Source organism: Nocardiopsis sp. iso_238, from assembly GCF_056173325.1.
Map to the genome: position 1 here is coordinate 3411121 of NZ_CM149668.1, position 22097 is coordinate 3433217.

At 72.2% G+C, this 22097-nt stretch carries 17 protein-coding genes; 6 read left to right on the top strand and 11 right to left on the bottom strand.

What is annotated here, in order from left to right:
• Position 1 precedes the first annotated feature (1 nt).
• Positions 2-2083, top strand: coding sequence for an FUSC family protein (locus tag AC0VYL_RS15325; RefSeq protein ID WP_475463094.1), 2082 nt, complete (start codon positions 2-4; stop codon positions 2081-2083).
• Here AC0VYL_RS15325 and AC0VYL_RS15330 read toward each other — a convergent pair.
• Complete coding sequence (locus AC0VYL_RS15330; RefSeq protein ID WP_475480545.1) at positions 2080-2742, bottom strand: cyclase family protein; 663 nt, start codon at positions 2740-2742, stop codon at positions 2080-2082. The genes AC0VYL_RS15325 and AC0VYL_RS15330 overlap by 4 nt on opposite strands.
• Positions 2743-2990: 248 nt before the next feature.
• Here AC0VYL_RS15330 and AC0VYL_RS15335 point away from each other — a divergent pair, with 248 nt between their 5' ends.
• The 3 genes from AC0VYL_RS15335 to AC0VYL_RS15345 all read left to right on the top strand — a co-directional run bounded on the left by AC0VYL_RS15335 (position 2991) and on the right by AC0VYL_RS15345 (position 8844).
• Complete coding sequence (locus tag AC0VYL_RS15335) at positions 2991-3674, top strand: lysophospholipid acyltransferase family protein (RefSeq protein ID WP_475453605.1); 684 nt, start codon at positions 2991-2993, stop codon at positions 3672-3674.
• Positions 3675-3952: 278 nt separating this feature from the next.
• Entirely contained in the window at positions 3953-5299 is a 1347-nt protein-coding gene (locus tag AC0VYL_RS15340; protein ID WP_475463096.1) for an FAD-dependent oxidoreductase, read from the top strand.
• A gap of 383 nt (positions 5300-5682) precedes the next feature.
• The gene (locus tag AC0VYL_RS15345; RefSeq protein ID WP_475480546.1) at positions 5683-8844 is read left to right on the top strand and encodes a penicillin-binding transpeptidase domain-containing protein; all 3162 of its coding nucleotides are present in this window, start codon (positions 5683-5685) and stop codon (positions 8842-8844) included.
• Positions 8845-8913: 69 nt separating this feature from the next.
• Here the strand turns inward: AC0VYL_RS15345 and AC0VYL_RS15350 are convergent, their stop codons facing one another.
• From AC0VYL_RS15350 to AC0VYL_RS15375, 6 genes are all read right to left on the bottom strand, one after another.
• Positions 8914-9237, bottom strand: coding sequence for a DUF3040 domain-containing protein (locus AC0VYL_RS15350; protein ID WP_475453609.1), 324 nt, complete (start codon positions 9235-9237; stop codon positions 8914-8916).
• A 181-nt stretch (positions 9238-9418) separates the two neighbouring features.
• Complete coding sequence (locus AC0VYL_RS15355) at positions 9419-10498, bottom strand: ABC transporter ATP-binding protein (protein WP_475480547.1); 1080 nt, start codon at positions 10496-10498, stop codon at positions 9419-9421.
• Positions 10495-11337, bottom strand: a complete 843-nt coding sequence (locus AC0VYL_RS15360) for an ABC transporter permease (protein ID WP_475480548.1) — start codon at positions 11335-11337, stop codon at positions 10495-10497. The genes AC0VYL_RS15355 and AC0VYL_RS15360 overlap by 4 nt, the downstream gene beginning before the upstream one ends.
• The gene (gene modA / locus AC0VYL_RS15365; protein ID WP_475480549.1) at positions 11334-12179 is read right to left on the bottom strand and encodes a molybdate ABC transporter substrate-binding protein; all 846 of its coding nucleotides are present in this window, start codon (positions 12177-12179) and stop codon (positions 11334-11336) included. Before modA ends, AC0VYL_RS15360 begins: the two co-directional genes overlap by 4 nt.
• Complete coding sequence (locus AC0VYL_RS15370; protein WP_475453618.1) at positions 12172-12573, bottom strand: TOBE domain-containing protein; 402 nt, start codon at positions 12571-12573, stop codon at positions 12172-12174. The genes modA and AC0VYL_RS15370 overlap by 8 nt, the downstream gene beginning before the upstream one ends.
• Before the next feature lie 200 nt (positions 12574-12773).
• Positions 12774-14411 (bottom strand): glycoside hydrolase family 10-like protein, encoded by a 1638-nt coding sequence (locus AC0VYL_RS15375; protein WP_475480550.1) that lies wholly within the window; start codon positions 14409-14411, stop codon positions 12774-12776.
• A 320-nt stretch (positions 14412-14731) separates the two neighbouring features.
• Here AC0VYL_RS15375 and AC0VYL_RS15380 point away from each other — a divergent pair, with 320 nt between their 5' ends.
• Both AC0VYL_RS15380 and AC0VYL_RS15385 read left to right on the top strand, forming a co-directional pair.
• Entirely contained in the window at positions 14732-16048 is a 1317-nt protein-coding gene (locus AC0VYL_RS15380) for an isochorismate synthase (RefSeq protein ID WP_475453622.1), read from the top strand.
• 77 nt (positions 16049-16125) lie between these two features.
• Complete coding sequence (locus AC0VYL_RS15385) at positions 16126-16575, top strand: GNAT family N-acetyltransferase (protein WP_475453624.1); 450 nt, start codon at positions 16126-16128, stop codon at positions 16573-16575.
• Positions 16576-16685: 110 nt separating this feature from the next.
• Here the strand turns inward: AC0VYL_RS15385 and AC0VYL_RS15390 are convergent, their stop codons facing one another.
• From AC0VYL_RS15390 to AC0VYL_RS15405, 4 genes are all read right to left on the bottom strand, one after another.
• Positions 16686-18704 (bottom strand): PhoX family protein, encoded by a 2019-nt coding sequence (locus AC0VYL_RS15390; RefSeq protein WP_475453627.1) that lies wholly within the window; start codon positions 18702-18704, stop codon positions 16686-16688.
• A gap of 344 nt (positions 18705-19048) precedes the next feature.
• Positions 19049-19903 (bottom strand): ABC transporter ATP-binding protein, encoded by an 855-nt coding sequence (locus AC0VYL_RS15395; protein ID WP_475480551.1) that lies wholly within the window; start codon positions 19901-19903, stop codon positions 19049-19051.
• Entirely contained in the window at positions 19900-20997 is a 1098-nt protein-coding gene (locus tag AC0VYL_RS15400) for a FecCD family ABC transporter permease (RefSeq protein ID WP_475480552.1), read from the bottom strand. The genes AC0VYL_RS15395 and AC0VYL_RS15400 overlap by 4 nt, the downstream gene beginning before the upstream one ends.
• Entirely contained in the window at positions 20994-22070 is a 1077-nt protein-coding gene (locus AC0VYL_RS15405; protein ID WP_475480553.1) for a FecCD family ABC transporter permease, read from the bottom strand. The genes AC0VYL_RS15400 and AC0VYL_RS15405 overlap by 4 nt, the downstream gene beginning before the upstream one ends.
• Between the last annotated feature and the right edge of the window lie 27 nt (positions 22071-22097).

Genomic DNA, 22097 nt, shown 5'->3' on the forward strand with positions numbered 1-22097 from the left:
GCTGAACCTCGGCGGGGACGAGTCCGCCAAGGCCCCGGAGCGTGTCACGGTGGGTGAGCGCCCGCGACCCCGCGTCGACCTCAGGGCGATCTTCGGCCTGGAGGCCGGGCCTTGGGCCTGGACCACCGCACTCCAGGCGGCCGTCGCGATGACCGTGTCCTTCGCCTTGGCCGCGCTGATCTTCGGACCCCAGATCGGCACGCTCGCCGCCCTGGGCTCCATGACCGTCCTGTACGAGAAGAAGACCCCCTACGCCTACCGCGCCGCCGCTCTGGCCCTGGTGGGGCTGGGGTTCGTCGCGGCGGTGACCGTCAACTCCCTGGCCGCCTCACTCTCCCCGTGGGCGGCGGTGGCCTCCATCGGGCTGACCGCCGGGATCGCCACCTGGGTGTGCGCCGCCTGGCGGGTCGACAAGCCCGGGACGATGTTCTTCGTGCTGGTCGCCACCATCTCCACGATCGCTCCCGGCGGTCTGGCCGAGGTTCCCCTGCACGCGTTGGTCGCCGCCCTGGGCGCCGCCGTCGGGTGGACCGTGTCGATGTCCGGCGCCCCGCTGCGGGCCCGCCACCCCGAATACAGGGCGGTGGCCGCGGCCTACCGGGAGCTGGCCACCCTGCTGCGCGCGGTGGGCACCCCCGAGCTCGACCACGCCCAGCACGCGGCGTCCGTGGCGCTCGCGGAGGCGTGGCGCATCGTGCTGCTCGGCCAGACGCGCGGCTACCGCACCACGTCCGAGGCCGCGCGCCTGCGGGCACTGCTGCGCTGGGTCTCCGACATCCACCTGGCCGCGACCCAGGTGTGCATGGCCCGGCCCGCTCCGCTGCCCGAACAGGCGGCGGAGTTCGCCGACCAGATGGCCCTGGCCGTCGCAGACCCGGCCAGCGCCCCCGATCCGGACTCCCTGGACGACCTGCGCCGGGGCATGCGCCCCCGTTCCCTGGAGGCGCGCCTGTACAACCTGCTGTCGCGCGCGGCCCAGTCGGCGCGGCGCGGTTCGGACGAGGAGGAGGACGACAGGCGCACCGCCGACCTCCACGACGACCGCTACCCGGCGCTGTGGAGCTCGCTGCGCTCCAGCCTCAGCGGCGACTCCCTGATCCGCCCGACCGCGCTGCGCATGTGGCTGACGGTGACCATCGCGGGCGCGTTCGGGCTCTCGATGGGCCTGGACCACTACTACTGGGTGGCCCTGACCACCACGGCGGTCCTCCAGGGCGGCAACGTGGTGCTGACCATGAACCGCTCGGTCCAGCGCTCGCTGGGCACCCTGCTGGGTGTGCTCGGCGGCGTCGCGCTGCTCACCCTCGACCTGCCCCTGGTCGCGGTGATCCTCCTGGCCGGGCTGCTCCAGGGAGCCACCCAGCTGGTGGTGGGCCGCAACTTCTTCTACGGCTCGGTGCTGCTGACGCCGATGGCGCTGATGCTGTCGTACACCGCCAACCCCTACCCGGTGGCCGAGCTCGCGGGCTCCAGGATCATCGACACCCTGGTCGGGTCCGCCTTCGGCATGGCGGGCGCGCTGCTGCTGTGGCGGCGGGCCTCCGCGACCCGCCTGCCCCAGGCGATCGCGAACGTCCTGGCGAGCACCCGCCAGTGCATGATGGCGGTGCTGGACCAGGACGTGGAGATCACCGAGGAGCGCCGCTACCGTCTGCGCCGTGACATGCGGTCCGCCCTGGTCAGCCTGCGCGGTGTCTACGACAGCGCGATCGGCGACGTCCCCCGCGCCTCCTCCACGCGCCCGCTGTGGCCGGTGGTGGTGGCCACCCAGCGGATCGGATACCTGGCTCTGGCGGCGCTGTCGCAGGACCGCAGTCCGGAGACGGCGGGCACCATCACCCTCCAGCGGGTGGACCTGGCCTTCCACGAGCTCATCTCCGCGATGGAGGAGCGCCGCACCCCGAGGTTGGGGGCCCTGCCGCGCCTGCCCGCCTATCCGAGGATCAACATGGAGCTGCGGGCGCTGGCCAACTCCATGACCAGCGCCGTCGCCCAGGACGAGCGCTCCGCCCAGCAGGAGGCGGAGCGACGGGCCCAGCGCGAGCGGCGCCGGGCCCAGAAGGACGTCGACGCCGACCTCTAGCCGCCCTGGGCAACCACCGCGAAGGCCCGCACCGGGAACGCGGCCATCCCCCTGACCTTGGCGGGAACCGCGTGGAACCGGAAGCCCTCCTCCGGCAGCCGGTCGAGGAGGCACAGGTGGGTGACGATCGGAACGCCCGCCGCCAGCAGCGCGGCCTGTACCGGGCGGGAGCCCTCCGTGGAGGGAGCGGTGTCGTCGACACTGACCGAGTCGATGCCGACCAGGGTGGCGCCGGACTCCACCAGGGACTTGGCGGCGGTCTCGGTCAGGTGCGGGTGGTCGAACGAACCGTACGCCTCGGTGCGCCAGTGCCGGTCCCAGCCGGTGCGGACCAGGACGGCCCGCCCGCGCAGATAGAGCCCGGCGAAGGCCTCGGGGCCGATCTGACGGCCCTCGGTGGCGGTGACCACCACTCCGGGGAGGTCCGCCACACGTTCCAGGTCGAGGTCGGCGGGGTCGGCCCCGTCCCGGTAGCGGTGGGCGGGGATCTCGACGTGGGTGCCGGTGGCCCCCACCATGCTGACGCGGCCGCTGCTGTCACCGTGCCCGGGGACGGCGCCCGCGACGGTGGTGCTCTCCTCGATCGCCGGCTGCGGCAGGCCGGGACAGGTGCTCATCCCGTCGGTGATCTGGTGGCTGACGTCGACCAGTTTCGCCATGGCTGTCTTCCTCGTTCGCGTCCGGAGGGGACCTCCGACCTGGATCAGAGGTCTAGACCATCAGCCTAGCGCGCGTGTCCCAGGTCACGGCAGTGGTCAGCGGCACCGACTTCGGCGGACCTCGCCCCGTCGGCCCGTCGCGAACCCGGATAGGCTCTGGTGGCGCGGTCGCGGGCGGCCGACCCCTCTCGTCCCCGCACACCGCGCCTCCCACGCGATTTCCGCGACCCACCGAGAAGGGGCTACCTGTGTCACCGTACGGAGCGGCCAAGGCCGTCGTCGCACCCGTCACCCGTGTGGTGTGGCCCCAGGAGGTGGAGGGCGCGCACCTGGTCCCGGAACACGGTCCGGTGATCCTGGCCGCGAACCACCTGTCGAACATCGACCCCCTCTTCCTCGGCCTGGCCTGCCCCCGGCAGGTGCGGTTCATCGCGAAGAAGGAGCTCTTCGACGAGAGCACGTTCTTCCGGAGACTGTTCTCCCGCGCCCTCAGGGCGCTGGGTCCGGTCTCGGTGGACCGCCGCCCCGGGCAGAGCTCCCAGGAGGCGATGAACAACAGCGTGGAGGTCATCAACGGCGGCGAGGTGTTCGGCATCTTCCCCGAGGGCTCCCGCTCCCCCGACGGCCGCCTGTACAAGGGGCAGACCGGCCTGGCATGGCTGGCGTTGAGCACGGGGGCGCCGGTGGTCCCGGTCGCGCTCACCGGCACCGAGCGCATCCTTCCCCCCGGCCGCAGGCTTCCGTCGTTCAACCGGGTCGGTGTGCGTTTCGGGGCGCCGGTGGACCTGTCACCCTGGGAGGGACAGGCGGACCGGGCGAAGGCGCGCCGGGAGTCGACCGACGCGATCATGGGCGCGATCGCCAAGCTGTCCGGCCAGGAGCGAATCTCCCGGTACGCTGCCTCAGTCAAGGCGGAGCTGGAACAGCAGTGACTTTCCCCACAGTCCCCACGGGGCTGAATCCCCCTTGATGAGGCGTTGACCCCAGACTGAAGGCCCCTTTCAGCGAGGTCGCACACGGCCTCTCGCCTGGATCGCGGCCACGGGGCGGCGATCCGGAGCCTTCCCACTCCCCGGCGGGGAGAGAAGAATTCCCTACCCCTATAGTAGGTTTTTCCGGTGGTGACATCGGATAGATTAGGCAAGCCTTACCTATGGCGTCCGACCCTGGCGCGAAGACTTGGAGCTGTGCGATGACGCGACCACTGCGAGTGGGAATCGTTGGTGCGGGCCCCGCGGGAATCTACGCCGCGGACCTGCTCACCAAGGACGAGACCCTGTCCTCGTGCGGCACGTCCGTCAGCATCGACATCCTCGACAAGCTGCCGTCCCCCTACGGCCTGGTCCGCTACGGCGTGGCCCCGGACCACCCCCGGATCAAGCAGATCCAGGGTGCCCTGCACAAGATCCTCGACAAGCCGGAGGTCACCTTCTACGGCAACGTCGAGTACGGCGTGGACCTCAAGCTGGAGGACCTGCGCCGCCACTACGACGCGGTCGTCTTCGCCACCGGCAGCGACCGCGACCGCCCCCTGGACATCCCCGGCGTGGACCTGCCCGGCAGCCACGGCGCCGCCGACTTCGTCTTCTGGTACGACTCCCACCCGGACGTCGCCCCGTCCTGGCACGTCGACGGCACCAGCGTGGCCGTGATCGGCGCGGGCAACGTGGCCGTGGACGTCGCGCGCATCCTGGCCAAGGACGCCGACGACCTGCTGTCCACCGACATCACCGACAACGTGTACGAGGGTCTGCGCGCCAAGCGGATCACCGACGTGCACGTGTTCGCGCGCCGGGGCATCGCCCAGTGCAAGGCCACCCCGATGGAGCTGCGCGAGCTGGACAAGCAGCCCGGCGTCGAGGTCCTGGTGTACGCCGAGGACTTCGACATGGACGAGGGCAGCCTCCAGGCCTGCGAGGAGTCCAACCAGGTCAAGACCAACGTGAAGGTCCTCCAGAACTGGGCGATCCGGGACGAGCGCGGGGCCGAGCGCCGCCTGCACCTGCACTTCCTGCACTCGCCCGTGGAGATCCTCGGCGACGACCGGGTCAGCGGTATCCGCACCGAGCGCATGGAGCTGACCGGCGACGGCAGCGTCAAGGGCACCGGCGAGTACGTGGACACCGAGGTCCAGGCCGTCTACCGGGCCATCGGCTACCTGGGCTCGCCCCTGACCGACCTGCCCTTCGACGAGGACCGGGGGGTCGTCCCCAACTCCGGGGGCCGGGTCCTGGACCTGGACGAGAAGCACGTGGACGGCGTGTACGCCACCGGGTGGATCAAGCGCGGCCCGGTCGGCCTCATCGGCCACACCAAGGGCGACGCCCTGGAGACCGTGACCAACCTCGTGGCCGACCGCGAGGCCTTCACCCCCGCCGCCGAGCCCGACCCGGTGGCCTTCCGGACCCTGCTCGCCGAGCGCGGTGTCGAGTACACCACCTGGGAGGGCTGGAAGCGCATCGAGGCCCGCGAGGAGGAGCTGGGCGCCGAGCGCGGCCGCAAGCGCCTCAAGCTGCTCACCCGTGAGGAACAGACCAGCGTCGCACGCCAGGCGTAGCCGCGTGTGAGCTTCCCGGCCGGTCCCGTACCCCTTTGCGGGACCGGCCCTTCGTCTTTACCCGATCCGCGCCGTGTGGCACCGTGAGATTGCGCATGGAGCTCTCCCAGGGTTCGCGGAACAACTCCTCGGACCTATGGGTTAGAGTCACTGTTGGTCGGTGTGGTAGCAAGTGTCCCCCGGGCCTCAACTATTGCCTTCGCGGAATACCGTGTCCGGCACCCGCCCCTCGCGGGTGGGCTGATCGGACGGCCAGGAGCCCCGTTGTGCCCCGCGCCGAGAGGCGACCGCCATGCCGACCTCATCCTCGTGCCCCGTTCCCACCGAGGTGGGAGCGGGGCATCGTGGTATCTCCAGGAAAACGTAACGAAGGACGGTCAGGCGTGGACGAACGGTCCCCCCGGCAGCCGGATTCCTCCGGGCCGCCCGAGGACTCGGACGGTACAGAGGCGCGTCGGTCGCGCCCGGAGAACCCCTACCGCATCCCGGAACGGCCCTCAGCTGCCCGCCCCTCGGACACCGGGAACTTCGGGTTCGAGCACCCGCGCCCGGCGGACCCGCCGGTGTCGGAGCCGAGCGTGTCCGAGGAGCCCTGGGGCACCGGCGCCGGTCAGTACGGCGGTGGCGAGTCCGCGCCGCCCTCCGACGGTCACGACGGGGCGGACGAGCCCTGGGGCACCCCGTACCGGGGTTCGCACCAGGCGTCCGAGCCGGACTCGGCGCCCGCCGCCGAAGAGCCCTACGAGCCGTGGGGCACCCCTGTCGCGCCTCCGTCCTCAAGCTGGGGTTCGACCCCCGACCCCCAGGCTCCGTCGGAGGACTGGGACTCACCCGCCGCCTCCGAGGCCCCTTCCGACAGTTGGGGCACGCCCGCCCCGTCCTCCTCCCGAGACGGCTGGGACGCCACCACGGGATCCCAGACCTCCTCTGGGAGCTGGACCGGTCCGGCCGAGTCCCAGGAGCCGTGGGGCGCCCCCGTCACACCAGGAACCTCGACCGAGGACGCGACGGACAGCTGGGGCTCTCCCTCGCGGGCTTCCGAGCCCAGCTGGGGATCCACTCCCGACCCGCAGACCTCACAGCCCTTGACCGACGACTGGGGTTCCACACCTTCCTCGACCGAGGGCTGGGGAGCGACCCCGGATCCGCAGGCCGCTCGTGACGGGTGGAACACCCCGTCCGGCCCACAGACACCGGCCGACACCTGGGGTTCCACACCTTCCTCAACTGAGGGCTGGGGAGCGACCCCCGAACCGCAGACCCCACGCGACGGGTGGAACACCCCGTCCGGCCCACAGACACCGGCCGACACCTGGGGCACCTCCTCGCACGCCTCCGAGCCGAACTGGGGCTCCACCCCCGAACCGCAGGCTGCGGCGGACGGCTGGGGCGCGCCCTCGGATCCGCCGTCCCCGCAGTACGGCTGGGACGCCCCCTCCGGGCCGCAGGCGCACTCGGACAGCTGGGGCACGCCGGTCCCGCCTCCGGGTTCGCGTGAGAACGCGCACGCTTCCGAGAAGGAGCCCTACGAACCGTGGGGCACTCCGGTCGGATCCTCGCCCAGGGACACCCCCGGGCACACGCCCCAGGACGGCTGGGCCCAGACGGCCCAGGGCCACGAGAGCGTCGGGGCCTCCCCCGAGCCCTGGGAGACCCCGTACGCGGGTCAGCCCGCCTACCAGGGCGACACCCCCTACCCGGGGTCCGCTCCCGAGCCGCACGACGGGTCCGGGGCACAGGAACGGGACGGTCGCGGTGAGGGCTACGAGTACCTCTACGGCGGCGCCGGTGCGCCGGGCGGACCCGGCGGCCCCGAGGGCCCACGGGGACCCGGTGGTCCCGAGGACGACTACGACGACTACGACCCGGGTCCGCCGCCCCGGAAGTCCCGGCGCGGGCTCGTCATCGGCGTGGTCGCGACCGTGGTCGTGCTGGCCCTGGTCGGCGCGGGAGCCGGTTGGTACGTCTACACGCTGCCGCAGCCCGAGGAGGCCACGGCCGAGTTCGAGGCCGCCTGGGAGGAGCAGGACTTCGCCCGTCTTGCCGCCGTCACCACCGGCGACGACGCCGAGGCGATCCTCGGCGGGATCGACTCCGGCCTGGGTGTGAACGGCGTCGACGTCGAGGTCGCCGCCCCCACCACGGACGGCGGCACCGGCAGTGCCGCCTACGAGGTCACGCTGTCGCTGACCAACGCCAGTGACTTCGGCTGGGAGGGCGAACTCCCGCTGGTCCGGCAGGACGGCGAGTGGCTGGTCGAGTTCTCCCCCGAGGTCGCCTATCCCGGGCTCGGTGAGGGCCAGATCCTCACCCGCACAGCGGTGTGGGGCGAGCGCGGACAGGTCCTGGCCGCCGACGGCACCCGTCTGGACGCCCCGGACGTCTCCGGTTCGATCCAGATGATCGTGGGCGAGCTGGGTGAGGCCGACGAGGAGGACGTCGAGCGGTTGGGACCGGCGTACAACGTCGGTGACACCGTGGGCAAGACCGGGCTCCAGCGCACCTACGAGGAGCGGCTGGCCGGTGAGGCCGCCACGACCATCGTGATGGTGGACGCCGCAGAGATCGAGGGCGGCGAGGCTCCGGAGGTGACCGAGGAGAACACCGTCGCCTCCCTGGACGGCTCCGACGGCGAGTCCATCACCACCAGCTTCGACCTGGGCGTCCAGAACGCGGCCGCCAACGCGATCATCGACGCCGACGACCCCGCCGGTCTGGTGGCGGTCCGCCCGTCCACCGGGGAGGTCCTGGCCGCGGTGAACGTGCCCGGCGGTTTCAACCGCGCCTTCGAGGGCCAGTACCCGCCGGGTTCGTCCTTCAAGATCGTCACCTACAGCGCCCTCCTGGACAACGGTCTGTCGGTGGACGCCACCATGGACTGCCCGGAGGAGTACGAGCTGGGCGGGTGGCCCTTCCGCAACGCGGGCGGTGGCGAGTACGGCCAGCAGTCGGTGTCGGAGGCGTTCGCGACCTCCTGCAACACCGCCCTGGTGCACGAGATCGGCCAGATCCTGAGCCCGGAGACCCTCCAGGCCAGTGCCGAGCAGTTCGGGATGAACGCCCCGCTGGACATCGGTGTGAGCACCCAGGAGCCGAGCTTCCCGGCCGTGGACAGCACCACCATGATGGGCGCCCAGGGCATCGGCCAGGGTCAGATCCTCACCTCGCCGCTGCACATGGCGACGGTGCCCGCCGCCATCGCGGACGGCTCGTGGCGTCAGCCGGTGCTGGTCACCGAGCCCGCTCGGGACGACCTGCGCGAGCCGCAGACCATCGGCAACGCCGAGGCCCTGCGCCCGATGATGCGCGAGGTGATCACGGACGGCACGGCCAAGGACGCCGGCTTCCAGGGGGACGTGTTCGGCAAGACCGGCTCCGCCGAGTTCGGGACCGCCGACGACGCCGACGAGGACGACGAACTGCCCACCCACGCGTGGATGGTCGGTTACAAGGGCGACGTGGCCTTCGCCCTCGTGGTCGAGGGTGGCGGTGGCGGCGGGTCGGTCGCCGGTCCGCTGGCCGCCAAGTTCACCAACGCGCTGTAGTCGGGCGCGCGTGCGGCCCCGCTCGGAGCTTCTCCGGGCGGGGCCTTCGTCGTGGTGTGGCGTGGTGGGTCAGTCGGCGGGCGCGGGGACGCGGTCCGCCGTGCCGCCCTCCGGTGCCGGTTCGGTGCCCTGTGAGGTCTCGGCGGGGCGTGGTACGTCCGGCTGCGGGGCGCTCGGCGTGAGCACGAACAGCAGGACCAGCAGCCCGGCGGTGACCGCGGCGATCAGTCCGCAGGCGACCCAGGGCCGCCAACTTCGCAGACCGGGGTCGATGGGGGCGTCGGGATCATCGCTCCCGAAGGCCTCCAGGCGTCCGGCCAGTGCCGGAGCCTCCTCGCTGAGTTGTTTCTCTATTTCCGCGAGGATGCGTCGTTCGTGCTCTCGCAGGGACATGGAACCCTCCTCGGCCACTGAGGGAAGGACTGTCGTCACCGGATGTCCCTGAGTCTCCCCCGGGTGGGGTCCGGATATCCAAGGGTCCACCGTATTTTCGTACCGCTTTTTCACACTTGAGGACAGATGGGGCAGTTTGTTCCATGATGTGAGAACCGGGTTCCGTGCCAGGGCGGCCCGCTCAGTCCGGATAGCACTCCACCTCGGTGGCCTTGACCCCCGCCCAGACGGTGTCCCCCCGGGACAGTCCCAGCTCGGCCAGGGCGGCGGGGGTGATGTCCGCCGCCAGGGACAGCGGCCCCGTCAGGTGCACGCGGACCTGGTCACCGAAGCGTTCGATCCCCTCCACCGCCAGCCTCCAGACGTTGCGCGTGCTGCCGTGGGGATGTTCCGGGTACAGCGCCACCGCGCGCGGCGGGAAGGCCACCAGGGCGGGGCCCTCGTGCGGTTCGCGCACCGCCACCCGGGCGACGCCGTCCTCGCCCGGCGCGGTCTCCAGGGTCACGGTCTCCCCCTCGCCGCGCCCCCGGAAGAGGTTGAGCCCCACCAGGCGGGCCACGTAGGAGGTACGCGGGCGCCGGGCCACCTCTGCCGGTTCGCCCCTCTGCACGACCCGGCCGGACTCGATCACGGCGATACGGTCGGCCAGCACCATGGCGTCCAGGGGATCGTGGGTGACCAGGACCGTCACGCCGTCGAAGTCCTCCAGCAGGTGGCGCAGCCTGGCCCGGACGTCGATCCGGGTGCTGGCGTCCAGGGCCGCCATCGGTTCGTCCAGCAGGAGCAGTCGCGGCCGGACCGCGAGGGCGCGGGCCAGCGCCACCCGCTGCGCCTGGCCGCCGGACAGCTGCCGGGGCCGCGCGTGGGCGTGGTCGGCCAGGTCCATGTGGTCCAGCAGTTCGGCGGCGCGGGACCGCGCCTCGGCCCTGCCCGCCCCCTGGCAGCGCGGTCCGAAGGCGACGTTGTCCAGCGCGCTCAGGTGCTCGAAGAGGAGGTAGTCCTGGAAGACCATGCCGATGGGCCGGTGCTCGACGGCGGTGGCGGTCTCGTCGGCGCCGTCCACGCGTACGTGCCCCCCGGAGAGCGGGACCAGCCCGGCCAGGGCGCGCAGGGCGGACGACTTGCCCGCCCCGTTGGGGCCGAGCAGGGCGACGATCTCCCCCGGCCGGGCGGTCAGGGCCACGTCCAGGGTGAAGTCGCCGCGCGTCAGGCGCAGCTCGGCGTCGAGTCCGACGGCGGGGGTCGGGGCGGTGGGCCTCACGAGGCGTTCACCCACCTTTCGCGCAGGGTGGCCAGGACCACCAGGGACACCAGGAGCAGCACCAGGCTGAGCACGATGGCGGCCTCGGGGTCGCGCTGCATGGCCATGTAGACGGCCAGCGGCATGGTCTGGGTGGTGCCGGGGAAGTTCCCGGCGAAGGTGATGGTCGCGCCGAACTCACCGAGGGCGCGCGCCCAGCAGAGCACGGCCCCCGCACCGATGCCGGGGAGCACCATCGGCAGGGTGACACGGGTGAAGACGGTGACGCGGTTGGCGCCCAGCGTGGCGGCGGCCTCCTCATAGCGCCGGTCAGCGCCGCGCAGCGCCCCCTCCACGCTGATCACGAGGAAGGGCATGGCCACGAAGACCTGCGCGATGACGACGGCGGCGGGCGTGAACGGCAGGGTGAGCCCGAACCAGGCGTCCAGGTACCGGCCCACCAGGCCGTTGCGCCCCAGGACCAGCAGCAGGGCCACGCCGCCCACCACGGGCGGGATCACCAGGGGCACGGTCACCAGGGCCCGGACGAACCGGCGTCCGGGGAACTCGGTGCGGGCCAGCAGCCACGCCAGGGGGACGCCGAGCAGGAGGGAGACGACGGTGGCCACCGTGGCGGTGGACAGCGACAGCCACAGGGCCGCGAGGACGGTGGGGTCGGTGACGCGGGCGCCCATGGTGGGCCAGGGCGCGCGGACCAGCATCCCGGCGAAGGGCAGGACGAGGAAGAGCACGCCCGCGACGGCCGGGACGACCAGGATCCAGGGGGTCCGCCCTGAACTCGGGCGCCGGGTCCGTCCGCGCGGAGCGGGCCCGGGACGGCCGGGCGTCTCGGCGGTCACGGTGTGCCGAACCCCGCGTCCCGGAGGACGGCGGCGCCCTCGTCGGAGGTGACCGCCTCGACCCACGCGGTCGCGAGCGCGGGGTCGGCGGAGCTCGAGAGCACGCCGATCGGGTAGTCGTTCACGGCCTCCTCGGCCTCGGGGAACTCCAGCCCCTCGACCCGGTCCCCGGCGGAGATGACGTCCGTGGAGTAGACCAGACCCGCGTCCACCTCACCCAGTTCGACCTTGGTGAGGACGGCGCGGACGTCCTCCTCGTAGGTGACCGGGGTGACGTCCAGGCCGGAGGCGTCCAGTGCGGCCGTGGTCGCGGCCCCGCAGGGCACCTCCTCGGCGCAGAAGGCCACCTGCACTCCGTCGTCCGCGAGGTCGGCCAGGGTCCCGATCCCGGCGGGGTTGTCCGGTGGCACGGCGATACGCAGGGTGTTGGTGACGAAGACCCGTCCGTCCTCGCCGTGCTCGGCCGCCCAGTCGGGGTCCAGTCCCTCGCCCTCCACCACCTGTTCCATGGTGGCGGTGTTGGCGGCCGCGAACACGTCGGCGGGCGCCCCGGAGTTGATCTGCTGGGCCAGCTCGCTGCTGCCCGCGAAGTTGAAGGTGACCTCGACGCCGGGATGCTGTTCCCGGAAGTCGTCGGCGATCTCGGTGAAGACGTCGGTGAGGGAGGCGGCGGCGAAGACGGTGAGCTCCCCGGAGAGGGAGTCCCCGGAGGTGTCGGCTCCGTCGCCGGAGGCGGTGCCCCCGGTGCCACAGGCGGTCAGCCCGACGCTGAGGGCCGCGACGGCGGCGAGCCCGGCCACCCGGGGGCGGTGTCCGGTGCCGTGGGGGAAGCTGTCACGCATGTTGTTCTCCGGTGGTCTCGACGATGACGTTGGTGGACTTGACGACGGCCGTCGCGGCGCTCCCGACCTCCAGGCCGAGCTCGTCGGCGGCCTCGCGGCTCATCAGGGAGACCACCCGGTGCGGTCCGGCCTGGATCTCGACGCTGGCCATGACCTGGTCACGGAGCACGTGGGTGACCAGACCGCGGAACCGGTTGCGCGCGGAGGAGACACGGCGGCCCGGGTCCTCCTCGGCCCCGGCCCGCATGAACGCGGCGAGTTCGGCGCCGTCCAGGTGGCGTCGGCCGGAGGCGTCGCGGGTGGCGGCCAGGCGGCCGGAGTCCACCCATCGGCGCACGGTGTCGGCGCTGACGCCGAGCAGGTCGGCGGCCTCGCTGATCTGGAAGGTCGGCATGGGAAGAACCTACTACTCGCACTTACGAGGGGTTTACGTACTTCGACCTAGCAAATCATAACTTTGGAGTACGAAATTTGGCGAATGTGCCAGACGTGCCCCATGGGAGGCGGGCGGGGTCGGGCCGTGGACCCACGACACACGAGAACGGGCCCGCCCCCGTGTGGGGAGCGGGCCCGTCGGTCCTTCCGGGTCGGGCGTCAGCCGCGCACGTCGGCGATCTCGCTGACCGGCCCCTCGGCCCGGTAGTCGTCCAGCGCGGTGACCACGTACCCCGCGCCGTCGTCCAGCGGGGCGGTGTCGGTCAGCTCGGGCTCACCGGTCATGCCGACCAGGTTCTCCGGGGCGAGCGCGGCGCAGTAGGCCTCGTCGTCACCGGACTCCAGGGCCTGGGCCGCCTCGGCGGGCAGACGGTAGACCGCGTAGAAGCGGGCGTCGTCGATGGCCTGCCACTCCACCTCGACCTCACCGTCACCGGCCTCGGCCGAGACCTCGGTGGGAGCACCGACCCGGGGGCCGTCGTCCTCGGGGGACTCGATCACCGGGGGCAGCGCGGGCTGGCCGTAGTGGGTCTCCTTCAGGTGGTCCACCGCGTCCGGGTTGTCGCGCATGCTCTTGATGGAGAAGTAGATGTCACCGGCGACACCGTCGAGCCCACCCGAGTAGTCGAGCTGGGTGCTCAGCGCGTCGTCGTCGGTCCAGCCGCTCTCCCCCAGCCGGTAGGCGCCCTGACCCACGTAGAGGTCCACGTCGGTGCCCTCGACCTCGTCGGCCCACCAGTCGGTCATGGCCTCGTAGTCGGCGGTGGAGAAGCCCCGCTCCCAGTACAGCTGGGGCGCGACGTAGTCCACGGTCCCCTCCTGGATCCAGGTGCGGGTGTCCGCGTACTGCGCGTCGTAGGACTGCAGGCCCGAGCTGGGCGAACCGGACGGGTCGGTGCTGTCGTTGCGCCAGATGCCGAACGGGGAGACGCCGAAGCTCACCCACGGCTTGGTCTCCTGGATCTGACCGTGCACGTCACGCATGAGCTGGTTGACGTTGTCGCGCCGCCAGTCGCCCCGGTCGTCGAAGTCTCCCCCGTACTCCTCCCAGGTGGCGTCGTCGTCGAAGGTCGCGCCCTCCTGCGGGTACGGGTAGAAGAAGTCGTCGAAGTGCATGCCGTCGACGTCGTAGCGCTCGACGACGTCCATGATGACGGAGGTGACCCACTCGCGGACCTCGGGGTTGCCCGGGTCCACGTAGGCCTCCTTGCCGAAGTCCACCAGCCAGTCGGGGTTCTGCTTGACGGGGTGGTCCTCGGTGAGGTTCTCGACGTCGGGGTCCTGGAGTCCGACCCGGTACGGGTTGAACCAGGCGTGCAGCTCCAGGCCGCGCTTGTGCGCCTCCTCCACCGCGTACTCCAGCGGGTCGTAGCCCGGGTCGCCGCCCTGCTCGCCGGTGAGGTAGCGGGCCCACGGCTCCAGCTCGGAGTCGTACACGGCGTCGGCGGTGGGCCGGGCGTGCAGGAACACGGCGTTGAGGCCCATGTCGACGGACTCGTCGAGCCACTCGTCGAGTTCCGCCTTCTGCTCGTCGGCGGACAGGCCCGGCTCGGACGGCCAGTCGATGTTGCGGACGGTGGTGAGCCAGGCGCCGCGCATCTGACGCTTGTCGCCGTCGGTCCCGCACTGGGCGGGCGCGGCGATGCCCTCGCCACCGGGGACGGCGGCCTCGGCCCCCGTCTCGGGGCCGCTCTCCTGCGCGGAGCACCCCGCCAACAGCACCGTGGCCGCCGCGGCGGCCGCCGCCCATCGCACTCCGGCGCGCGGCGTACCCACGTCCCGTGCCTTCGAACGCATCAACAACAGATCTCCTTCGGGAGGTCCGCGTGTCGCCGTCCGCTCGGCGCCACGCCGCGAACCACAGTAGAGCAAGATGTCAATTTTCGGACACGATTCGGCCATTGTGTGGATAACGTCGCACACGGTGCTCAACGGGAATCTTTTGCCAGGTCAACGAAGCACCGCCGTGGAGGCGCCTCCCGGCTGGCCACACCCCCGTCCGGGCAAAGTTCTCCCCCGCGGCCGGGTTCGCTCCAGGGTGCGGGCGCGCGACGAAACGCCCTGACGGGGCCGACCCAGGACACAACGTCCCAGGCCAGGTCCTAGAATCGAGTCCCGTGAACGCCGTGCCGCACCCCCAGAAGCCGAGCCATCCGAACCCCGACGCCAGGAAGCTGTTCGTCCGCACCGTCGCCCTGCGTGACCGCGCCGACAGCAGTCTGGTCCGGCGTCTTCCCGCCGGAGTGCCGCTCGCCTGGCTGACCGGCGACGACGGCATCGTGGGCTGGGGCGAGGCCGCCCGGTGGGAGTGCGCTCCGCTGCCGGAGGGCACCGCGCCCACCGACACCACCCGGTTCGACGGGGCGGCACGCTGGTTCGACGCCCTGCTGGAGCGGGCCGAGGTCGAGGACGAGGTGGACCTGCCCGGCACGGGACTGGTCACCTTCGGCACGTTCACGTTCGCGCCCACCTCGGCCGGTTCGACGCTGATCGTGCCGCGCGTGGTCGTGGGCCGTCGCGGCGGACGCACCTGGTTGACCACCGTCACCGACGAGCGCGGCACCCATCCCGAGGAACTGCTGAGGCCCAACTCCGTGCCGCGCCCCGTGGGCCCCGTGCGGTGGCGCCCCGGGTCGCTGACCCGCGAGGAGTGGATGGACGCGGTGGCCGGAACGGTCGAGCGCATCCGCGCCGGCCAGCTGGAGAAGGCCGTGCTGGCCCGGGACTCCTTCGCCGACGCCGACGCCCCCGTCGACGTGCGCGTGCTGTTGGAGAGGCTGCGCGTCCGCTTCCCCGCCTGCTTCACCTTCTCCGTCGGCGGCATGGTCGGCGCCACCCCCGAGCTCCTGCTGCGCCGTGAGGGCGACCAGCTCACCTCCCTGGTCCTGGCCGGGACCCGCCCCCGGGGTGTGGACGCCGAGGACGACCACCGCCTGGGCCAGGAGATGCTGACCTCCGCCAAGGACGTCGAGGAGCACGGGCTGGCCGTGGACTCCCTGCGCACCGCCCTGGAACCGCTCTCCGAGGAGCTGGTGGTCCCCGCCTGGCCGCACCTGCTCAAGCTCGCCAACGTGCAGCACCTGGCCACCCGCGCCCACGCCCGCCTCTCCGCCGGGGTGTCCGCCCTGGACGCGGTGGCGGCCCTGCACCCCACGGCGGCCGTGGGCGGCACCCCCACCGCGACGGCGATGCGCCTCATCGCGGAGGTGGAGGGCATGGACCGGGGCGGGTACGCCGGGCCGGTGGGCTGGTTGGACGGCGCGGGCAACTCCGAGTGGGGCATCGCGCTGCGCTGCGCCCACGTGGACGGCGCCCACGCCCGCCTGTACGCGGGCGGTGGGATCGTGGCCGGTTCGGACCCGGCCTCGGAGGTGGCCGAGGCCGAGTCGAAGTTCCGGGTGATGCGCGAGGCCCTGACCGACCCCGAGGCCTGAGGACCCGGCCCCCACCAGGTGAGAGGGCACGGCCAGCGCTTCACACGGCGGAAACACGCACGGGGCAGGCTCGCGGTATGAACGTCACACTGGTCCCCTGGGACGATCCCGACGCCGTCGCCCTCCGCCTCGGCCAGCGGCGGGAGATCGCCGCCCGCTACGCCACCCCGGACTCCGAACCGGGCACCCCGCCCTCCGCCGACGACATCGCGGTGTTCGCGCTGGTGCGCGACGACGACGGCACCGCCGTGGGCTGCGGCGGCCTGCGGGACCTGGGCGACGGGCTCGGCGAGGTCAAGCGCATGTTCGTGCGTCCGGAGAACCGGGGCTCGGGCGTGGCCGGGGCCCTGCTGCGCACCCTGGAGGACTGGGCCCGTGAGCGGGGATGGACGTCCCTGCGCCTGGAGACCGGCGACCGCCAGCCGGACGCCGTGCGCTTCTACACGAAGGCGGGTTACGGCCCCATCGCCGCCTTCGGCGCCTACGCCGACGCGCCCGGCTCACTGTGCTTCGAACGGGTCCTCTGAGACAGCGTCACGAGGAACCGGCCCCGGTTCCTCCCCCACGACGGAGGGAACCGGGGCCGGTGGTCCGCTCCGGGCCGACGCGGCCCGGTCGCACCCGCTGGGTGCGGTGATCAGCTGCCGATGTCGCGGCCGCCCTTGTGCCAGGCGCACACCACGGACGGGCGGGGGAAGTCCCCGTCCGGCCAGACGCTGGTCGGCTGCTCGACCGAGCCGTTCTCGCCCGGGTGCTGCGGCGCGAGGAAGACGGTCTTCTGGTCCTCGGTGATCAGCGGGCCGCAGGTCTCGGCCTCGACCGGGACGGTGGCGAAGGTCCGCAGTTCACCGCGGAAGCGGCCCTCGACCGGGACCACGTGCAGGGCGTCGTTGATGCCCAGGGTCCCCGGCTGGCCGTCGGTGGAGATCCACAGGTTGCCATGCTTGTCGAAGGCCACGTTGTCGGGCGCCGAGATCGGCATGACCTTGGACTTGTCGAACCCGGCGAAGTAGGTGGACTCGTCCTCGGGGTCACCGCAGACGATCGGCACGATCCAGGTGAACGTGGTGGCCGCGGAGTCCGAACCGTCCTCGATGATCTCCAGGACGTGCCCGAACTTGTTGGGGCCGCGCGGGTTGGGCTCGTCGGCCTGGCCGGGCTCTCGGGCGCTGTTGTTGGTCAGCGCGCAGTAGACCTTGCCGGTCACCGGGCTGGGCTCGAAGTCCTCGGGGCGGTCCATCTTGGTGGGGCCGACCCGGTCGGCGGCCAGGCGGGTGTGGATCAGCACCTCCGCCACGGAGAAGCCCTCCACGAAGCTCTCGGTGTCGGTGCACAGCGGAATCCACTCGCCGGTGCCGTCGAACTCGCCGTCGGAGGGCAGCGCGCCGGTGCCGTCGATCTCCTCGGAGGGGCTGTTGCCCTCCAGGCGGGCCACGTAGAGCGTGCCGGAGTCCAGCAGCGTCATGTTGTGCCTGCGGGAGCCCTCGACGTACTTCTTGGCGCTGACGAACTTGTAGATGTAGTCGAAGCGCTCGTCGTCACCCATGTACGCGGCGACACGGCCGTCCTCGGTCAGGTTGACGTTGGCGCCCTCGTGCTTGAAGCGGCCCAGCATGGTGCGCTTGGCCGGGGTGGAGTCGGGGTCGTGCGGGTCGATCTCCACGATGTAGCCGAAGCGGTGCGCCTCGTTGGGGTGCTTGGAGAGGTCGAAGCGCTCGTCCACGCGGTCCCAGCGACGGCCGCCGCGGCTGGTGGAGAACCCGTAGCGGGCGTAGGGCGCGGTGTCGGGAGCGGAGACGAAGTACTGGTTGTAGTTCTCCTCACCGCTGAGGATGGTGCCCCAGGGGGTGGTACCGCCCGCGCAGTTGTTGAGCATGCCCATGACCCGTGTGCCCTCGGGGTCGGCCTCCGTACGCAGCAGTTCGTCCCCGGCGGCGGGGCCGGTGAGCCGGAACTCCGTGCCGAGGTGGACGCGCCGGTTGAAGGGACGGTCACCGTCGGCGAGCACCCACTGGCCCGTGTCGTCCACCCGGTCCAGTTCCACCACGGAACCGCCGTGCGCGGCCATCGCCACGCGGATCCACTCGGGGTCGGCGTCCGCCCCGTCGGAGTACCCGCGGAACATCAGTTCCTCGTTGGTGTACTCGTGGTTGACCCACAGCAGGCCGCTGTCGTCGTCCAGCGGAAGGAAGCCGACGTAGTCGCAGTTGTAGCCGAACTGCTTCGCCTGGGCCTCGGCGGTCTGGTCGTCGAAGTCGAACTCGGGGGCGTCGGGCAGGACGGGGTCGCCCCAGCGCACGATCACGTGGTGGTCGTAGCCCTCGGGAACGGTGACCGCGTCGAGGTTGTTCGGTTGGACGCTCTTGAAGGTGGGGCGGGGCGAAGGGTGCGGGCGGTTGGGGCCTCTGTCCGCCGTGGCCGGGCTCAGGGCGGCCAGGCCGAGGGCGCCGGCTCCGGCGCCGACCGCCGCCCCCCTGAGCGCGGTGCGCCGGGAGAGCACACCCTGGAAGATGTCACCGAAGTACGCGTTGTCGCTCTTGTTGGGAGCGGGGTGGAAGCAGGCGTTCCCGCACCGGTACTCGCAGGTCTTGGGGGAACGGCCTCCTCCGACTCCTAGCAGGGGCAGGAGTCGGCGGCGGGGCGCGGATGGGGTCACACGTTCTCCTCGGGGATCGTGACCGCTCACGCGCCCCGTCGGGCTGCGGGGCTCCGCTCAGGGGCGCGACAGCGATCGTGCAGGAGGTCCTGCCTGGTCGCTCACGACCTTGGCCGAGTTTTCACACGCGATGGTGAAACCCGGGTGAACGCGTCGACAACTCCCCAGGCACGCCCGGGGGCATCACCCTGCAAAGTCGTACGAACACGCACCGTCGGACCACTTGTGGTGATCCTCGCCTACCCGCTCCATCTCGTCCAGATGCCTCGCCCGGGGGCGTGGGTGTCTTCTACCGGTCTGACCACATGTGTCATGCCACTTGTGTCACGGAGGTCTCCCCGGAGTCAGTGTCCGGCGCGGCCCACGGGGACCACGAGCGGACCTCCGGAGACCGGATCCTCGGTGACGACGGCCTCCAGGTCGAAGGCCTCGCGCAGCAGCTCCGGGGTGAGCACCTCGGCGGGCGTACCGCTGGCCACCACCCTGCCGTCGCGCATGGTGATGATGGTGTCCGCGTAGCGGGCGGCGAGGTTGAGGTCGTGCAGGACCATCACGATGGTGCTCCCGCCCTGCCGGTGCAGGTCGCGGACGAGGTCCAGGACGTCCACCTGGTGGACCAGGTCCAGGAACGTGGTGGGCTCGTCCAACAGCAGCAGGTCCGTGCCCTGGGCCAGGACCATCGAGATCCACGCCCGCTGGCGCTGGCCGCCGGACAGCTCCTGGAGCGGGGTGTCCGCCAGCTCCAGCAGGCCGGTCCGCTCCAGGGCGGCGGACACCGCCCGGTGGTCGTCGCCCGACCACTGCCGGTACCACGTCTGGGACGGGTGGCGGCCGCGCGCGACCAGGTCCGCGACGGTGAGGCCGTCGGGGGCGGTCGGCTGCTGCGGCAGGACCCCCAGCACCCGCGCCACCTCCCGCGTGGGCACCCGGTGGATGTCCCGGCCGTCGAGCTCCACCACACCGGCGCGCGGGCGCATGAGGCGGCCCAGGGCCCGCAGCATGGTGGACTTCCCGCACCCGTTGGGTCCGATGACGCAGGTGACGGTGCCCTCGACGATGTCGGCGTCCAGGCCGTCGACGATGGTGCGTTCGTCGTAGGCGAGGGTGAGGCCGCGGGCGCTCAGCCGGGCCCGGGACGCCTCGACCGTGGCCGGAGCCGTGTCCGGGAGCGGGCTCGGGTGGGTCTGTTCGGTGGTCACGCCTGGACCTTTCGGTTGCCGCGGACGAGCAGGTACACGAGGTAGAGGGCGCCCAGGCAGCCGGTGACGATGCCGACCGGGAGCTGGACGGTGCCGAAGAGGTTACGGGCCACCAGGTCGGCACCGGCCACCAGGGCGGCCCCGACCAGGGCCGAGAGCAGGACGGGAGGGCGTGGCGAGCGGCCCAGTCTGAGGGCGATCTGCGGGGCGGCCAGCGACACGAAGAGGATGGGTCCGGCCGCCGAGGTGCCGAACGCCGCGAGCAGCACGGCCAGGACGAGCATGCCGGTGCGGGCGGCCTCCACGCGCACGCCGAGGCCCCGGGTGACGTCGTCGTCGAAGGAGAGGGCGTCGAGTGTGCGCGCACCGACCAGGGCCAGCGGCAGCAGGACGGCGAGGGCGACCGCCACCGGAAGGGCGTGGGCCCAGGTGCGCATGGACAGGCTGCCCGCGATCCAGACCATGGCCCGGCCGCTGTCGTTGACCTCTCCGAGGGTGAGCATCCAGAGGGTGACGTTCATCAGGACGGTGGACACGCCCACGCCCACCAGGAGGAGGCGGAAGCCGTCGATACCGCCGCGCCAGGCCAACCCGTAGCAGAGAGCTCCGGCTGCCAGTCCTCCGATCAGCGCGAGCGCGGGGACCCCGATCTGGGCGAGCGGGCCGCTGACGATCCCGTAGCTGCCGCCGAAGGCCATCACCGCGACCACGCCCGCGCTGGCACCGTGGGTGACCCCGAGCAGGTCGGGGCTGGCCAGCGGGTTGCGCATGATCGCCTGGGTGATGGCACCGGCGGCGGCCAGCGCGGCGCCCGCGAGCAGACCGACCACCACGCGCGGCATCCGCACGCGCCAGATGGTGAAGTACTCGTCATAGCTGGTGCCGACGACGTTGGCCCACACCTGGCCCGGGGCGACGAAGACGTCCCCGACGGAGAGGTTGAGCCCGGTCAGGGCCAGGGCCACCACAGTGGTGAGCGCCGCGACGGCGACCAGGCGCGGGCGGAGCGGGATCGCGACCGGGCCGAGGCTGATCGCCCGGGCCCGGCGCGCCAGGGGGTCGCGCGGGGGCGGGGAGTCGAGGGTGGCGGTCACAGGGCGAACAACCTCCGGCGGCGGACGACGTGGATGAAGAAGGGGGCGCCGACCAGGGCGAGGACCACCCCGACCTGGAGTTCGCCCGGCGGGGCGAGGAACCGGCCGAGGATGTCGGCGGAGAGCAGGAGGACCGCGCCCATGAGGGCCGAGTAGGGGATCAGCCACCGGTAGTCGGCTCCGACGATCCCCCGCGCCAGGTGCGGGACGATGAGCCCGACGAAGGCGATGGGCCCGCAGGCCGCGACGGTGATTCCGGTCAGGAGGGTGATGGCGGCCAGGCCGACGAGGCGGGCCCGGCCGACCCGGAACCCCAGGGCGCGGGCGGTGTCCTCGCCCAGGGCCAGGGCGTTCAGGGCGCGGGCGTTGACCAGGGCGAGCACGGCGCCGACAAGGACGACGGGGATCATCTGGGGGATGATCGACGGGTCGCGGCCGGAGAGGGAGCCGACCCGCCAGAACCGGAAGTTCTCCATGGTGGACTGGTCGAGCAGGACCAGCCCGGAGGCGACCGAGTAGGCCATCCAGCTGATGGCGGTCCCGGCGAGCGCCAGGGTGACGGGGGTGGGCCCGCGCCCGGGGACCGAGGCCACCGCGTACACCAGGACCACGGCGGCGCCCGCCCCGGCGAAGGCGAACCAGGCCTGGGTGTGCAGGGCGGTGACGCCGAAGAAGTGGATGCCCGCCACGACGGCGAGGGCGGCGCCGAAGGTCACCCCGAGGATGCTGGGGTCGCCCAGGGGGTTGCGGGTGTGGCCCTGCATGAGGGCGCCGCCCAGGCCGAGGCTGATTCCGGCCAGGAGGCCGAGCACGGTGCGGGGCAGGCGGATCTCGTTGACGATCGTGTCGGCCTCGGGCCCCGCACCGGTGGTCAGGGCCTGCCAGACGGTGACGGGGTCGAGGGTGCGGGCGCCCACGAGCACACTGGCGGCGAGGGCGGCGGCGAGCAGCAGGGTGAGCAGTCCCAGACCGGCCAGGCGGCGTGATCTCCGGGCGTCGACGGCGGAGCGCGCCGACTCCCGGGGGCGTGGTGCTCCGTCCGCTTCCTGGGTCGGGCCTGTGCTCCGGCTCACCCGGTCTCCCCTCAGACAAAAGGCCAG

Bases quoted from the DNA above. Each gene is read 5' to 3' on its own strand.
- AC0VYL_RS15385 (WP_475453624.1), top strand. From the start codon at position 16,126: ATGAACGTCACACTGGTCCCCTGGGACGATCCCGACGCCGTCGCCCTC.
- AC0VYL_RS15350 (WP_475453609.1), bottom strand. From the start codon at position 9,237: ATGTCCCTGCGAGAGCACGAACGACGCATCCTCGCGGAAATAGAGAAA.
- modA (WP_475480549.1), bottom strand. From the start codon at position 12,179: ATGCGTGACAGCTTCCCCCACGGCACCGGACACCGCCCCCGGGTGGCC.
- AC0VYL_RS15370 (WP_475453618.1), bottom strand. From the start codon at position 12,573: ATGCCGACCTTCCAGATCAGCGAGGCCGCCGACCTGCTCGGCGTCAGC.
- AC0VYL_RS15330 (WP_475480545.1), bottom strand. From the start codon at position 2,742: ATGGCGAAACTGGTCGACGTCAGCCACCAGATCACCGACGGGATGAGC.
- AC0VYL_RS15375 (WP_475480550.1), bottom strand. From the start codon at position 14,411: ATGCGTTCGAAGGCACGGGACGTGGGTACGCCGCGCGCCGGAGTGCGA.